Origin of the sequence: [Lactobacillus] rogosae, from assembly GCA_900112995.1 — a bacterium.
GTDB classification, from domain to species: Bacteria; Bacillota; Clostridia; order Lachnospirales; family Lachnospiraceae; genus Lachnospira; species Lachnospira rogosae.
Genome location: FONU01000004.1, coordinates 170,487 through 184,818, shown reverse-complemented (window position 1 = coordinate 184,818; position 14,332 = coordinate 170,487). Strand labels below are relative to the sequence as shown.

General features: G+C 42.0%; 13 protein-coding genes and 1 pseudogene. 12 read left to right on the top strand and 2 right to left on the bottom strand.

Annotation, left to right across the window (positions count from 1 at the left end; genetic code table 11):
• Positions 1 to 670: pseudogene (locus BM157_RS01670) on the top strand (MobA/MobL family protein); the annotation flags it as partial.
• Complete coding sequence (locus tag BM157_RS01665) at positions 648 to 1,358, top strand: DUF6040 family protein (protein WP_090139710.1); 711 nt, start codon at positions 648 to 650, stop codon at positions 1,356 to 1,358. The pseudogene BM157_RS01670 and the gene BM157_RS01665, both read left to right, overlap by 23 nt.
• Before the next feature lie 275 nt (positions 1,359 to 1,633).
• Here BM157_RS01665 and BM157_RS01660 read toward each other — a convergent pair whose 3' ends face one another.
• Positions 1,634 to 2,602, bottom strand: coding sequence for an AraC family transcriptional regulator (locus BM157_RS01660; protein ID WP_090139708.1), 969 nt, complete (start codon positions 2,600 to 2,602; stop codon positions 1,634 to 1,636).
• A gap of 186 nt (positions 2,603 to 2,788) precedes the next feature.
• On the opposite strand from BM157_RS01660, the gene BM157_RS01655 reads away from it, so the two are divergent.
• Genes BM157_RS01655 through BM157_RS01635 form a run of 5 tightly spaced genes read left to right on the top strand, consistent with a single transcriptional unit; the run spans position 2,789 to position 9,060 of the window.
• Positions 2,789 to 3,400 carry an MptD family putative ECF transporter S component gene (locus BM157_RS01655; RefSeq protein WP_009203546.1) on the top strand — a complete coding sequence of 204 codons (612 nt, stop codon included), beginning with the start codon at positions 2,789 to 2,791 and terminating at the stop codon, positions 3,398 to 3,400.
• A complete protein-coding gene (locus BM157_RS01650) occupies positions 3,397 to 4,122 on the top strand; it encodes an energy-coupling factor transporter transmembrane component T (protein WP_015524536.1) in 726 nt (241 codons plus the stop codon). The genes BM157_RS01655 and BM157_RS01650 overlap by 4 nt, the downstream gene beginning before the upstream one ends.
• Complete coding sequence (locus BM157_RS01645) at positions 4,119 to 5,591, top strand: ABC transporter ATP-binding protein (protein ID WP_055181073.1); 1,473 nt, start codon at positions 4,119 to 4,121, stop codon at positions 5,589 to 5,591. Before BM157_RS01650 ends, BM157_RS01645 begins: the two co-directional genes overlap by 4 nt.
• A gap of 3 nt (positions 5,592 to 5,594) precedes the next feature.
• Complete coding sequence (locus BM157_RS01640) at positions 5,595 to 7,358, top strand: ABC transporter ATP-binding protein (RefSeq protein ID WP_090139706.1); 1,764 nt, start codon at positions 5,595 to 5,597, stop codon at positions 7,356 to 7,358.
• On the top strand, positions 7,351 to 9,060 hold the full coding sequence (locus tag BM157_RS01635; protein WP_090139704.1) for an ABC transporter ATP-binding protein: 1,710 nt from the start codon (positions 7,351 to 7,353) through the stop codon (positions 9,058 to 9,060). Before BM157_RS01640 ends, BM157_RS01635 begins: the two co-directional genes overlap by 8 nt.
• 158 nt (positions 9,061 to 9,218) lie before the next feature.
• Here the strand turns inward: BM157_RS01635 and BM157_RS01630 are convergent, their stop codons facing one another.
• On the bottom strand, positions 9,219 to 9,449 hold the full coding sequence (locus BM157_RS01630; RefSeq protein ID WP_009203541.1) for a DUF6061 family protein: 231 nt from the start codon (positions 9,447 to 9,449) through the stop codon (positions 9,219 to 9,221).
• Between the two features lie 333 nt (positions 9,450 to 9,782).
• On the opposite strand from BM157_RS01630, the gene BM157_RS01625 reads away from it, so the two are divergent.
• The 5 genes from BM157_RS01625 (at position 9,783) to BM157_RS01605 (ending at position 14,331) form a co-directional block, all read left to right on the top strand.
• A complete protein-coding gene (locus BM157_RS01625; RefSeq protein ID WP_055175129.1) occupies positions 9,783 to 10,301 on the top strand; it encodes a DEAD/DEAH box helicase family protein in 519 nt (172 codons plus the stop codon).
• A gap of 43 nt (positions 10,302 to 10,344) precedes the next feature.
• A complete protein-coding gene (locus BM157_RS12880; RefSeq protein WP_318255735.1) occupies positions 10,345 to 10,908 on the top strand; it encodes an HNH endonuclease in 564 nt (187 codons plus the stop codon).
• Positions 10,909 to 10,961: 53 nt separating this feature from the next.
• A complete protein-coding gene (locus tag BM157_RS01615) occupies positions 10,962 to 11,447 on the top strand; it encodes a YaiI/YqxD family protein (RefSeq protein WP_090139701.1) in 486 nt (161 codons plus the stop codon).
• Positions 11,448 to 11,465: 18 nt separating this feature from the next.
• Positions 11,466 to 11,990 carry a GNAT family N-acetyltransferase gene (locus BM157_RS01610; RefSeq protein WP_055175119.1) on the top strand — a complete coding sequence of 175 codons (525 nt, stop codon included), beginning with the start codon at positions 11,466 to 11,468 and terminating at the stop codon, positions 11,988 to 11,990.
• Between the two features lie 85 nt (positions 11,991 to 12,075).
• Complete coding sequence (locus BM157_RS01605) at positions 12,076 to 14,331, top strand: GNAT family N-acetyltransferase (protein ID WP_318255733.1); 2,256 nt, start codon at positions 12,076 to 12,078, stop codon at positions 14,329 to 14,331.
• Position 14,332: the final 1 nt, after the last annotated feature.

Sequence of the window (14,332 nt, the reverse complement as noted above, 5' to 3'; positions counted from 1 at the left end):
GGAGTGGTTGAATGACATTAGAAGAAAGCAAAGAAGTAATTCCCATGATGGAAGCAATGATTACACAGATAGAGGAACAGCAGAATATCATGGCAGAGATGCTTCAGGAGATACAGGAAAAGGACGAGAAGCTGATGTGCTTTCAGGAGCAGGAAGAACGATTGCAGCAATTAGAGAAAGAATTGTCAGAGCTGCTACAAATCTTACCGGATACAGAAGAACTGTTGATGCTTCTGGAAGAAAAGACAGACCAGATACAGAAACTCACAGACGAAAATCAGCAATGGCAGGAATTGGCACAGAAATTAAACAGCGAGAACCGGCTATTGCAGAAACAGAACAGCGAATTACTGAACTTGAACAGCAATTAGAGAAAGGAAGGTTGATTGATGAACGAATTAAGAAACTCAAAGAGCGACGATCAACTGGAAGAACTGCTAATGCTGACGGAGCAGATGCAGGAAGAACTCGACCAGAAAGACAGGACTATCCGGGAACTGAAAATGCAGCTCGACGAATCGCTGACCTTGAACGAGAGGTTAAACAGCGAGAACAGAGCAGGGAACATTCAAGCCTTAAAGAACGACTTGAGGAAAACAAAAGAATTATTGCAGAGCGAGAAAGAGAAAACGCTCACCGCAAAGGACATGATAGAGGAATGTCGCGATAAGCTAAGACAGGCAGAACAGGAACGGGATTATGCACTCTCCCATCAGAAAAAAGTAGAGATACCGGTTGAAAAGTCGGTGCTCTATCAAAAGTGCAGGAATTGTAACCAGACAGCTTATCTGAAAGCGAAGGAAAGGTATGATACGCAGAGAGAAAAAATGGCAGGCAGATATAAAGCAAAAACAGCTATGTATGAAGCATTGATGTTTCTGCTGATATGGTATTCCGCATCAACTACTCTTTTTCAGATGATACAGTCAAAGGTATTTATTTCTGATTGCAGAATATTCTTTGGTGCAATCGGAACTTTCACACAGACTATTGCTGGCTGGATTGCACTGATAGGAAAGAATGTGGCACAGATTAGTAATGGAATATCCAATCCTGTCATTGCCGGAATTATATACTGGCTGATAGGAATATTGATTTGCGGTGGATGTCTGGTGGGTGCGGGAATACTTGTAGCGTTTATAGGGATAAAGATTGCAGGGCTATATAAGAAATACTGTTGGGATATGATTACCATACTGGTAACACTTATAAGCCTGGAAATAGCAATCTACTTTGGAGATTGGATAAAGACAGTCTTGCCGATCAATATGCTATTTCTCTTATTATTGGTGCAACTGGTATATGTTGGAATTAGGTGGTATGTAAAAGGATGGCAAGAAGCCAGAGGATATTATTAAAAAACTATTAGAAACTATTCATATTTACTTTCGTGCTAGGACAGATTATTCTAAAAATTCAGTGATGAGCATGCACATGAAATCTTACTTCGTTTAGGTACGAAAAAGGGCAATGGAAACTTTGTGTTCAGATGAACTCTCACTATCTTGGTAACAACCGCAAGCAGCAGTGGAATATTGACGATGCATTCCGTATATATTCCACACATGGCTAAGCCCGACTAGAATGTGGGTGAAAAATTTCACGAGTGCCAGAGTTTCCTCTGGCACTCATTTTATTTTCGCTGTGCGTTTTTTCTGTACTCCAGTGGCAACAATCCAGTGCTTTTACGGAATAATTCTGCAAATCGGCTTGAAGTGGAATAGCCTACTGTTTGGGCAACTTGCCCGACTGTCAGCTCTGTATATGCCAGCAGATATTCTGCTTGACTCATGCGCCGCTGTTGAACATATTCCGTGATGGTGCAGTCGTAGTATTTCTTAAAACAGCTTTTGAGCTTTGTTGTTCCCATGCAGGCAATCTGTGTTAGCCGTTCCAGAGGAATATCAAAAGCATAGTGATCGCTAAGATAAGCGGCAACTATTTGGAGATTTTCAATATCCTGTTGAGAGAGCTTATGGGCTGGTTTATCAGGATGTTTCTTCTGATATTCCACCACCATTGAAACAGCTTCTGCGACTTTACTCTCATAAAAAAGTTTTGCTGCAATCCCTTCCCCGCGATAGTCTTTGATTTCTGTGAGTAACCGTGACATTTCTGGAAAGTCGGATGTTTGGTCGATCTTCCGAAATGCATCCACAGGATTGATCTGTGCCTCCGGGTACAGTTTTTTCAGGTAGTCCTCATAATATGCCGGTGCAATCTCAATCCCAACCGAACGGATTGGAATATTTTTATGTATCAAAGCCTTGTATGGAGCGTAGCCTCCAATAAATGTTTTGATACAACCGGCAGACAGTCTACGGTATGGAGATAATTCCTCCCCGGAAATAGAGTCATACCGAGTGATACTCAGACATTCCGGCATGGAGCATTCCAACATGAAATCTTCGTGGAAGGAAAAGTTATGGATTTTAATATCATATAAGTCTTTCTGTCCATAAGTCCAGTAGGTGCCTTCTCCAACTTCGGGAGAAAGTTTCCAGCAGTCACCTAATGCCCCATATTGCTGGTTGTCTGGGTCACGGATAAAACCGTGTCCAATCAGTAGCGGTGTATAAAACTGGTCAATAATTTCAGACATGAAAACAGACCGCCTCCTTTTTGCAACGATTAGACGAACTTTTGAAAGGAACAGACGAACATTGCCGGAACCTATTGAATGTTGTTCGATAAATGCGTATTGTATTAGACGAAGATTAGAGGTATCTAACCGAAGAATATCACAAACCACTTGTCGAGTCAAGACAATGAAAGGTAGGAGGTCAAAATGAGTAATCAAGTAAATTCTATGAACAAAGGTCTGACAGTGAAAGACCTTGTAACAACAGGTATTTTTACTGCACTGTTATTTGTTTTTGTATTGGTGGGCGGTGTCTTTTTTGCAACGAATCCTGTACTTACTTTTTTCATGCCAGCAGGAGGTGGGCTGCTTGCTGGCCCCATTTATCTTTTGCTGATTGCAAAAGTACATAAGCGTTGGAGCCTTTCTATAATGGGCGTTATCATGGGTATTATTTGGTTCGTGACTGGTATGCACTGGGCTTTTGCATTGGGCTACATGATCATGGCGATTGTCGCGGACTTTGTTGCTGGTGCAGGGCAGTACAAAAGCAAAAAACTCAACAGCCTGTCTTATATCCTGTTCTCTCTCGGTGGCACTGGTTCATATATCGTGTTCTTTGTTGACCCCAACGGCTGGGCGCAGACCATGTTGGGGAACGGAACTGAACAGAGTTACATCGACACCATGCAGGCAACTGCAAATACCGGCATCCTGATTGCCATGTTTGCTGCTGTTATCATTACATCTGCAATCAGCGCTTTTGTAGGCTGCAAAATGCTGAAAAAGCAGTTTGAAAAAGCAGGTATTACAGCATGAGCGGTAAACGCCACAAGAAAGAGCTTTGGCTCGACCCACGGGCCAAGCTCTTTCTTATTCTTATGTGTGTTTTATCGTCCATGTTTGCGCCCTCACTTGCATATCAATTTATCCTTGTTATGCTGATTGCGATATTGGGGGCTTTCTTTGGAAAGTGGAAATATGTCATTAAGGCTGTATGCTTTTATGCGGTCATCTGTGCCCTGACAGTTTGGATCATGGCAGAAATGACAGGCACGCTGCGGACAATGTTTATTGCCTTTTTAGGCTTGTTTCATAAGGTCTATGCGTGCGGAACCTTGGCTGGGATTGTTCTGACTACTACAAAAGTCAATGAGTTCCTGTCTGCTATGAACCGTGTCCGCGCACCCAAAAAGTTAGTAATTCCTATGGCAGTTATGCTGCGGTACATTCCAACTATTCAAGAGGACTGGCGCTATATCACAGACGCTATGCGAATGAGAGATGTTTCACCATCTCTGGCGGGCTTTTTAACACATCCGGGCATGACGGTTGAGTGTATTTATGTGCCTTTATTGATGGCAGCTTCAAAAGCGGCGGATGATCTTTCTGTTGCTTCTGTCACTCGTGGAATTGAAAATCCCAATCCACGCACCTGTCTTGTCCAGATAAAATGCGGAATTTCCGATTGGGGCGTCATGGCCGTTGCCGTAGCTTATCTGATTTTTGAATTATGTGTGCGAGGAGGTGTGATCGGTTGATTGAGTTTGAAAATGTATCGTTTTCCTATACGGGGCAGGAACATGGTGGGCTGCGCGACATCAATTTGAAAATTTCGGACGGAGAATTCGTCCTGTTCTGTGGCCGCAGCGGGTGCGGAAAAACAACGATTACAAGGCTGGTGAATGGACTGATCCCTCAGTTTTATCAGGGGGAGCTTCATGGCCGTGTGCTGGTAGATGGTCAGGAAATCAGCAATATCCCCATGTATCAGATTGCCGCTAAGGTTGGCTCCGTTTTCCAAAATCCACGGACGCAGTTTTTCAATGTTGATACAGACAGTGAGATTGCCTTTGGAATTGAAAATGAAGCTCGCCCTCCTGAGAAATTGGCTGAGCGAGTAGAGCAGACAACTGAAGATTTGCATATTCAAAAGCTGCGAAACAGAAATATTTTTGAGTTGTCCGGCGGAGAAAAGCAGAAAATCGCCTTTGCTTCTGTTTATGCCATGAACCCACAGATTTATCTATTGGATGAACCATCCTCTAATCTGGATATGACTTCGATCCAGGAACTAAAGGAACATTTGCGGCTGATAAAAAAACAGGGTAAAACAGTTTTGATAGCGGAACATCGTCTGTACTACCTGATGGAGTTGGCTGACCGAATTGTTTATCTGGAAAAAGGAGAAATCAAAGGAATATACACCCCGGAAGAATTTTGGCAGCTATCTGAACCTGATCGTGAACACATGGGGCTGCGAGCTGTTGATCTACAGGCGGTATTCCCGCAAAAAGCCCACTTGCCTGCGCCTACCCCTGTATTGGAGCTGCGGAATGTGACGCTCCGTTACAAGAAGCAAACAATTTTGCATGACATTGAGCTATCCGCCGGAAAGGGCGAAGTGATTGGTGTTGTCGGCCACAACGGAGCTGGAAAGACTACATTTTCCCGCGCTCTCTGTGGGCTTCACAAAGACTGCGATGGACAATTTTTGTGGGAAAGCGAGCCGATTGAGCGTAAGGAAAGGCTGAAACGCTCTTACATGGTTATGCAGGATGTGAATTATGAACTTTTCGCTGACAGCGTGGCGGCAGAGTGCTCCTTTGGTATACGCAATCCAGATCAAACACTGGTAAATGCAACTTTGGAGGAATTAGGCCTTACCCAATATCGGGAGCGCCATCCAAACACGCTTTCTGGCGGTCAAAAGCAACGAGTAGCTGTAGCTGTTAGCATGATTTGTGGGAAAGATCTGCTGGTATTCGATGAACCGACCAGCGGCCTTGATTTTGACAGTATGACGCAGGTGGCGGGACTGATCCGCCGGTTGTCCAATATGGGAAAGGTTATTTTCATTGTCACCCACGATTTTGAATTTGTCTGCCGTACCTGCTCCCGTGTCCTGCATTTTGACGAGGGCGAAATGCCCGATGATGTACCAGTTACAATGGATGCCCTCCCGAAATTGAGAGAGCTGTTCTCTGTTTCAGATGGAAAGGAGAGGTGATCTATGAAACAGAAAAAAGAAAACAGAGTAGCTTTGCTGCTCCACTGGGCCGGTGAGCAAAAAATCTGGCTGTTCCTGGCAATTTTTCTATCGGCGGTCAGCGGTCTTTGCATTATCGTCCCTTACATTGGAATTTACCGGCTGATGGACGCCACCTTCAATCATACCTGCACGCAGGAACTTGTTGTACATACCGTGGTAATGATTGCAGTGACGGTAACTTTGCGGTTTACCCTGTTTGGCTGTTCCGGCGTAGCAGCCCACAAAGGGGCCTATGGCGCTCTTTTCAAAGTGCGCTGCATGGTTGCAGAACACATGGCCAGAGCGCCTTTAGGGGCCTTGAATGAACGGCGCACCGGGGACATAAAAACGGTTCTGAATGAAGATATTGAAAAGTTGGAGCTGTTTCTGGCCCATAACCTTCCTGACCTTGTGTGCTATCTGGTGGGGCCGGTAGTCATCTTTATTTATCTGATGACCGTCAATATTCCTTTGGCATTGATTTCCCTGGTTCCGCTGATCCTTGCTGTTGTTGTAATGGGGATGATGTTCCGCAATACGGATGACCTGATGGAACGGGCCAATCACTCCATTACCACACTGAACTCGGTTATGATTGAGTACATCAGCGGCATGAAATTGATTAAAGCCTATAACATGGGGAGCAAATCGTTTCAAAAGTTTTCAGACGCTATCCAGGAAGAAAACGCCATGTGGAATGAAACTTCCCGGCGCATGGGGCCACCTTATGCGGCCTTTGTTGTTATCATCGAATGTGGGATGTTGATGATGGTTCCAATCGGCGGAATGTTTTTCCTGAAAGGCTCACTGGCTGCCAGCGCATTTTTGCTGTTCGTCTATGTAGGTTCCATGTATCTGACGGAAATACGCCCCCTACAGGAACTGGGGACTAATTTTGCCAATGTGCTGAACGCTGTTACTAAGACCAAAGAGATACTGGATATTCCAATTTATGAGGGTGGAGCGGACTTTCCCAAAAATCACGATATTGAACTTCGGAATGTTCGGTTTTCCTATGATGGCAAGACCGATGTACTGCAAGGCGTTAATCTCAAAATTAAAGATGGTGAACGCATGGCCCTTGTGGGACAGTCTGGTGCCGGTAAAAGTACCGTGATTGAGCTGATCTCCCGGTTCTATGATGTGCAGGAGGGCGAAGTGCTGATTGGCGGGAAAAATGTAAAGGAACTCAATTATGATACTATCCTAAAAAATGTCGCCATTGTGTTCCAAAAGACCTTCCTGACCCGTGACAGCGTTTTAGAAAATATCCGCATGGGCAGTAACGCCACTCTGGAAAAAGTACGGACCGCCGCAAAAGAGGCGCAGATTGATGATTTCATCATGTCTTTGCCGGATGGATATGACACGAAGGTGGGCAGCTTCGGCTCTCGCTTCTCCGGCGGTGAAAAACAGCGGATTGCCATTGCCCGCGCTATCCTGAAGAATGCCCCCATTTTGATCTTAGACGAGGCCACAAGCGCCTCTGACCCGGAAAATCAGATGGAGATTGACAAAGCCATTCAAAATCTCTGTAAGGGAAAGACTGTCATTGTGGTAGCCCATCGTTTGAGCGCGTTGAAGATGTGCGAGCGTGTAGCAGTGGTTGAAAATCACACAATTACCTGTGTCGGAACCCATGAGGAAGTCCGAAAGAACAATGCTTACTATCGGAAGGCGTGGGAGGACTACGAAACAGCCCGGAATATTACTTATCAGTTGGAGGGAGGCGAGCAGCATGAGTGAGCATGATGTATTGAAAAAGAACCGTAATTTTTATATTGGCGTTGGCGGGACTGTTCTGGAAGGGCTTCTCTCCGGCAGCCTGTTTATGCTGCTTTACTCTGTCATGCAGTTTTTGTGGTCGGGACAATTTGACATGAACCGTGTCCTGGTTCTGACCTGTGTGATCGCGGTGGTTTTTCTTCTTCGTATCCTGATTTACAGCTATGGCTATACCAAAGCGCAGATTGGCGGTGCAGAGGTCAGCAAGAATACCCGCCTCTTTATGGGCGACCATTTGAAGCGTATCCCGCTTTCCCGGTTTACCCAGGGACAGACCGGCGATTATATCAATACCATCACAAGCGATGTAAACAACTATGAAAAAATCCTGACCCATAAGATCGGTGATATGGCAAAGAGTTTTGCACTTTCGCTCATGCTGATTATTTTTGTGATGACCATTTATGTGCCTGCCGGAATTATCCTGCTGATTGCCGACTTGCTTTTGATCCCTGGACTGTGGCTTTCCTTCCGTATGGTTCGGAAGTATGGTAAAGAAAAGAATGATATTTGTGCAGAGAATGTCAGCAGCATTGTGGAGTATGTGTCTGGTATTCAAACTTTCCGGGCCTATGGCGTAGGTGGTTTGAAGAATAAAACCGTTATCAACGCTATGCGGGAGTTCTGTCGGATCAGCTTTGTGTACGAATCAAAAGTGCTTCCTATTGGTGCGGTCTTTGGTATTTTGAGTTGGCTGTCCTGCCCGCTGGTTATCTTGCTGGCCTATGCACCCTGGGTCGCAGGGACACTGAACACGGTGGACTACCTTTTGATTTGTATGCTGCCCCTGTTCTGTGCAAAGCTGGCTAACTCGATTTTTGTAGACCTCACCAGTTATAAGAACCTGATGATCTCGAAAAACAAAATCTTGAGTGTAATGAATGAGCCGGAGGAAACTGGCAGCATGGAGCCGCTTCACACAGCTACTCATGAAATCACATTTGACAATGTAGATTTTGCATATGTTCCCGGTGAACCGGTACTAAAACACGCCACCTTTACGGTGCCAGATCAAAAGCTCACGGCCATTATCGGAGACTCTGGCTCCGGCAAATCTACTATTTTGAACCTGATTGCAAAATATTATGAAGCAACGGGCGGGATGATTTCTATTGGCGGTAAACCCATTAACCATGTTGCCGCAGAGCGTGTACTGGAGCAAGTTTCTATGGTAGACCAGGACATATTTCTTTTTGACGATACCATCCGGGATAATATCCGACACGCTCGCCCTAATGCTACGGACACGGAAATCGAGGCTGCTTGCCGGGAGGCTAACTGTGACAGCTTCATCCGTAAGATGGAAAAGGGATACGATACGCCGACTGGCGAGAATGGAAATCTTCTCTCTGGCGGTGAGCGTCAGCGAATTTCAATAGCCCGCGCTATACTGAAAAATAGCCCCATCCTGCTCTTGGATGAAGCAACAGCATCTCTTGACATTGAAAATGAGCTTGCCGTAAAGCAGGCCATCGCTAATCTATTAAAAGAGAAAAAGACAGTGGTAATGATTGCTCATACCCTTTCCATTGTCAAAAACGCTGATCAAATTCTTGTAATGGGTGATGGCAGGATTGCTGAATCTGGAACCCACGAGGAATTGCTTGCGAAAGGCGGAAAATATGCTGCTATGTGGAACGCAGAGCAAAAAATATCGGCTTGATAGAAGCTAAAGAAGAATAATTGCATAGCGCATGAACCTGCCCCGACTACGGGGAAAGAAAAAAACGCTGGCTGGGGCAGGTGATTTTGCGCGCCTATTTTAAGTTATTATCCTAACGGCGGTTTTGAGAAATCAGAGCCGCCGTTTCTTGCGTATACCTAAAAGGAATCTTCCGCATCTATCCACATTTGCATCGTTCCATCAAGATACAATCTTGCATACTCAAGTGGTTCATCAATGGCAAGTGCGTTTAATGCACAGTCAGATCCGGGAGTAGTTGTTAAATTCTTCTCCGCTTCCCAGCAGTCAATGCGGAGCATATAGCCAGCAGAAGTATAAACATCAATGCTGTTGCGTTGTGGATTGTATTCTGCAAATATCGTTCTCATCGTATCAAATCTCCTTATCGTTCAATCAATCATTTGTTGCAAAAATCAGAAGCATTTCAATCAGTTCACCATGTCACTTTTATTTTGTGTTATACTGTTTTATAAGATTTTCTTTCCCTTGTTTTTTCCCTTATCAGAGTTCGTAAAAACTCATGGGACAATATAATACAAGGGAAACAATAAGGGAAAGCTCACCTGCGACAAACTTAGTGTTTTCAAGGGCTTGAGAGATATTTGATAATAAAATATAACAGTTATTAAATCCCTTTGAATATATGAAATCTCAATTCCAGTTTGTAGAATTAAGAAAATCGGAATTTACAGGAGAAGAATATGAAGATCATTTGGATAGATGGTACTTTTGGAATTGGAAAGTCTGCTGTTGCTGCTGCGATTGTTAAGAAAATACCACAGGCACATCTGCTTGAATTCGATGCATTGCAAGAAAAATATAAGCCAACTTCAGATTCTGATCGTTTTGGGAGAAGATATCCAGAAGCTAAAAAATATTTGGTTGATGCTCTCGTTGATGAAATAACAGAAATAATACAAGAAGGAGGTTGCAACTGTTTAGTCATTCCAGTTGCATTGATTAATGATTATTGCAATCAGAAACTTATAGATGGCTTCGCAAATATTGAGAGTCACCATTTTATATTAACGGCCAAGACGGAAATCCTACATCAACGCATAAATAACCAAGAAAATCGAGACATCGATTTGGCAGTAACCTATATGCCAGAGGCAACACAGTATTTAAGTAATCACTATTATGATGCAAGCATAATAGATACGTCTAACATGAGCATTGATAGTGTTGCAAAAGAAATAATTGAAAGCATAACTCGGTAACTTCCTGTTTATAAAACTGATAAAGGAAAGCAGGTGTGTTTTTATGGATAAGATTACAACAATCAAACAAAGTGCTAAGAGTATTCTCACAGGTAATATCGAATCGGCAAAGAATCTTATAAATAAGGAATATCCATTTAAGAAGTTAAAACCGGAGGGAAGAAGCTATACAGATAAGGAAAAGTATGAGCAGTTTGTAAGAGACGGATTTATAGACAGATATACCGGGGAAAAGCTTGTTAATCCGGGATTGTTAAAGGTGTTATCATATTACATGCCGGATGCATTTCCATATCAGAGCCATTGGAAGATGGAAGAATGTCACAGTGCCTACTGGGAACTGGTCCCAACAATTGACCACATCATTCCTATTGCCATTGGAGGAGAGGATAATCCGTCTAATTATGCGACAACGTCTATGCTTCACAATTCAGTTAAGAGTAACTGGACATTAGAGCAGCTAAACTGGAAACTGTATCCTGCAGGAGACATTAATGAGTATGACGGGCTTACCGATCTTTTCGTGAGACTTATAGAAAACGACCTTGAGCTTTTTGATGATCCATACATAAAACGCTGGTATAAGTTATCTGTGGGAATGAAATAGAGACTGTTCCTAAATGTATATAACAATTGATTGTAAATGAAAGAGATAAGAGTATGCATATATATGTAGATGCTGACGCATGCCCTGTGATTGGGATAGTTGAAAGAATAGCTAAGAGTCATAATATTGCCGTAACGCTTTTGTGTGATACTAATCATTATCTTACATCAGACTATTCAGAAGTGGTATATGTGGGTGCCGGAGCTGATGCGGTTGATTTTAAGTTAATAAGCCTTTGTGAAAAAGGAGATTTAGTAGTTACGCAGGATTATGGTGTTGCTGCCATGGCATTAAGTAAGGGTGCATATGCCATTCATCAGTCCGGGAAATGGTATACAAACGAAAATATTGATCTTATGTTAATGGAAAGACATATAAGTAAGAAGGCAAGGCGGGCAAGCAGTAAAAACCACATGAAAGGTCCAAGAAAAAGAAGTGATAAGGATGATTTAAACTTTGAAGCCTCTTTTGAGAGACTAGTGGAAAAGTATCAACACTTGGATACCAGCCGGATGTCTGGAAGAGCTGGAGTTAAATAAAAATTAGGAGACAGATATATGAATTTTGAATTAGCATGCCTGGAGGATTTTAATGAGATAGAAAATCTCTATTGGGATTTAATAGATAAAAGCAAAGAAGAACCTTCTTTTCCTGACTGGGAAAAGGGTGTACATCCTTCAGCAGATTTTTTAATGGCTGGTATTGTTAAGAAAGAGTTGTTCGTATTAAGAGATGAAGGAATAATTAAGGCGTGTGCCATAGTTAACAGTAATTCTAATAAAGAGTATAAAAAGGTAGCGTGGAAAGTAAATGAAAGAGATAATAATGTATGGATAATCCATGCTCTCGCAGTGCGATATGAGTACCGCGGTATGGGTCTTGCTACTCAATTTGTAAAAAACTTAATATCATATGCTAAGTTAGAAAACATTGAAGCCATTCATCTTGATGTAATAGATAAGAACACACTAGCTGACAAGTTATATATCAGAGCTGGCTTTAAATATGTAAGTACTGAAAACATATTTTATGAGGTGGTTGGAAACAGGCAGTTTAGAATGTATGAGTATGTGATTGAGTAGAAAGTATTAGATATGCACATATAATGAGCATTATCTACCTTACAGCAAGCTATAATGAAAAAATCATAGTAAAGAAGGAACGATTGTGAATATAAGATATGCAACAATGTCTGATTTAGATGATATTGTATCGGTTGAATCCGAGTGCTTTCCTGTTTTAGAGGCAGCAACTAAAGAAGAATTTGAGCAAAGAATAAAGTATTTTGGAAATCACTTCTGGCTTATGTTTGATGAGGGTAAACTCATTGCGTTTGTAGATGGTTTTGTTACAGATGAGGCCAATCTTACAGATGAGATGTATGAAAATGCATCAATGCATAATGAGAATGGCACATGGCAGATGATTTTTGGTGTAAATACTCTTCCTGAATATCGCAGATGCGGATATGCGAAAGAGCTGATTAAGAAGGCCATCTTAGATGCCAGAGAACAGAACAGGAAAGGACTTGTATTAACCTGTAAAGAAAGCCTTGTTCCATATTATTCCAAGTTTGGATTTGTTGATGAGGGGATAACAGATAAATCTACTCATGGAAATGTCCTGTGGCACCAGATGAGATTGGATTTTAAATTAAGAAATAATGGAGTAAATCCTTCAGATAACAAAAAAGTGACCGCAAACAAGAAATTTGCAGCCGACAGAATACTATCATATTTTAAAGAAGAGTGGAAGGTACTGCTTATAATAACAGTTTCAGGTCTTATATATAACTTTGGACTTTTGCTTGGCCCTTGGTTTGAGGGTAAGATGACAGGATGTCTTATAGATATATTAAGCCAAAATGCTGTATACAAGGATATGCTTATACTTGTAGTGTCATATATTGTATCTATTGCAGTTGTTCAGATATCAAGATATATAAAGCGTTTCTATGTAAGAAGATTTGCGAATAATGTCAACAGAAGAATGAAGAAGATATTGTATTGGACGCTTGTGTTAAAGAGCAAGACAGAACTTGAAAGTGAAGGTATGGGTGATATTATGACAAAGGCAATCCTTGATGTTGATGATTGTGCTGAGGGCATGAGAAAGTTCACAACAGAGGTGTTTGATACAGGAGTTGCTCTGGCTGCATATGCAGGAATGCTGCTTGTATATGATGTAAGGCTGGCACTTATTGCAATGATATTTCTACCGATATCTTATCTGCTTGCAGAAAAGATGAAGATTATCGTACAGAGAACAGGTGCAGAATATAAAAGACAGTCAGGAATATTAAGCAATGCCACACTAGACAGAGCTTCTAATGCCATAACTTACAGGGTATACGGAAGGGAAGAGGACAGAAGAATTGCATACGAAGATAATCTTTCATCATATGAGAAAGCTGCTATCATGGCAAATATATGGAATTCTTCAATGACACCCTTATACAGGATTATATCAATGACAGGTATAATATTTATATTATATTTCGGCAGTAAAAATGTACTTGGAACGGGGTGGAAAAGCTGGGATATCGCGGCATTTACGACATTCCTTGCCTGTTTTATAAAGTTATCGGATAAGTCTTCAAAGGCGGCAAAGCTGTTTAATGCAGTTCATAAGTCACAGGTTTCGTGGAAACGTATTAAACCGCTTATGGTTATTCAGGATAAAGATACAGATTGTAAAAATCAGACATCAGGAAAGCTTGAAGTAAAAAACTTAAGTTTTACATATCCAGATGGAAAAACTGTATATAATGATATTTCCTTTACTGCAGAGCCGGGGGAGATTATAGGCGTTACGGGTCCGGTTGCCTGCGGTAAGTCAACATTTGGAAAGACCTTCCTTTGCGAATGTCCATATAAGGGAAGTATTAAGTATAATGGAAATGAATTAAGCAGTGTTGCTGATAATGTAAGGTCGGGAATAATAAGTTATCTTGGACACGACACAGAGCTTTTTAATGACTCTATTAAGAATAACGTGCTTCTTGGTGATGATTGCAATGTATCAGAATACCTCAAGGATGTATGTATCGATAAAGAAGTTGCACAGATGGAAAATGGAGTTGACACACTTATTGGTAATGGTGGTGTAAGACTGTCAGGTGGACAGGCACAAAGAATAGCACTTGCCAGAACGCTTTGTCATAAGAAGCCGGTACTTGTGCTTGATGATCCATTTTCAGCACTGGATATAAGCACTGAGAAAAAGATATATAACAACCTTTGTGATATAGCAAAGAATAATATTGTAATTATTATGACACATCGTCTGTATATGTTCCCTAAGATGGATAAGGTTATATGGATGGATAATGGAAAGGCAATAGTTGGAACACACGAAGAGATTATGTTACAGTGTCAGCAGTACAGGAAGTTGTATGAAAATGTCAGCACACAGATGAGGTAGA

What these genes read in the sequence shown, in the direction of transcription:
- BM157_RS01625 (WP_055175129.1), top strand. Translation starts at nt 9,783, where the DNA reads ATGAAGATCATTTGGATAGATGGTACTTTTGGAATTGGAAAGTCTGCT.
- BM157_RS01665 (WP_090139710.1), top strand. Translation starts at nt 648, where the DNA reads ATGATAGAGGAATGTCGCGATAAGCTAAGACAGGCAGAACAGGAACGG.
- BM157_RS01660 (WP_090139708.1), bottom strand. Translation starts at nt 2,602, where the DNA reads ATGTCTGAAATTATTGACCAGTTTTATACACCGCTACTGATTGGACAC.
- BM157_RS01610 (WP_055175119.1), top strand. Translation starts at nt 11,466, where the DNA reads ATGAATTTTGAATTAGCATGCCTGGAGGATTTTAATGAGATAGAAAAT.
- BM157_RS01655 (WP_009203546.1), top strand. Translation starts at nt 2,789, where the DNA reads ATGAGTAATCAAGTAAATTCTATGAACAAAGGTCTGACAGTGAAAGAC.
- BM157_RS01640 (WP_090139706.1), top strand. Translation starts at nt 5,595, where the DNA reads ATGAAACAGAAAAAAGAAAACAGAGTAGCTTTGCTGCTCCACTGGGCC.
- BM157_RS01635 (WP_090139704.1), top strand. Translation starts at nt 7,351, where the DNA reads ATGAGTGAGCATGATGTATTGAAAAAGAACCGTAATTTTTATATTGGC.
- BM157_RS01650 (WP_015524536.1), top strand. Translation starts at nt 3,397, where the DNA reads ATGAGCGGTAAACGCCACAAGAAAGAGCTTTGGCTCGACCCACGGGCC.
- BM157_RS12880 (WP_318255735.1), top strand. Translation starts at nt 10,345, where the DNA reads ATGGATAAGATTACAACAATCAAACAAAGTGCTAAGAGTATTCTCACA.
- BM157_RS01615 (WP_090139701.1), top strand. Translation starts at nt 10,962, where the DNA reads ATGCATATATATGTAGATGCTGACGCATGCCCTGTGATTGGGATAGTT.
- BM157_RS01630 (WP_009203541.1), bottom strand. Translation starts at nt 9,449, where the DNA reads ATGAGAACGATATTTGCAGAATACAATCCACAACGCAACAGCATTGAT.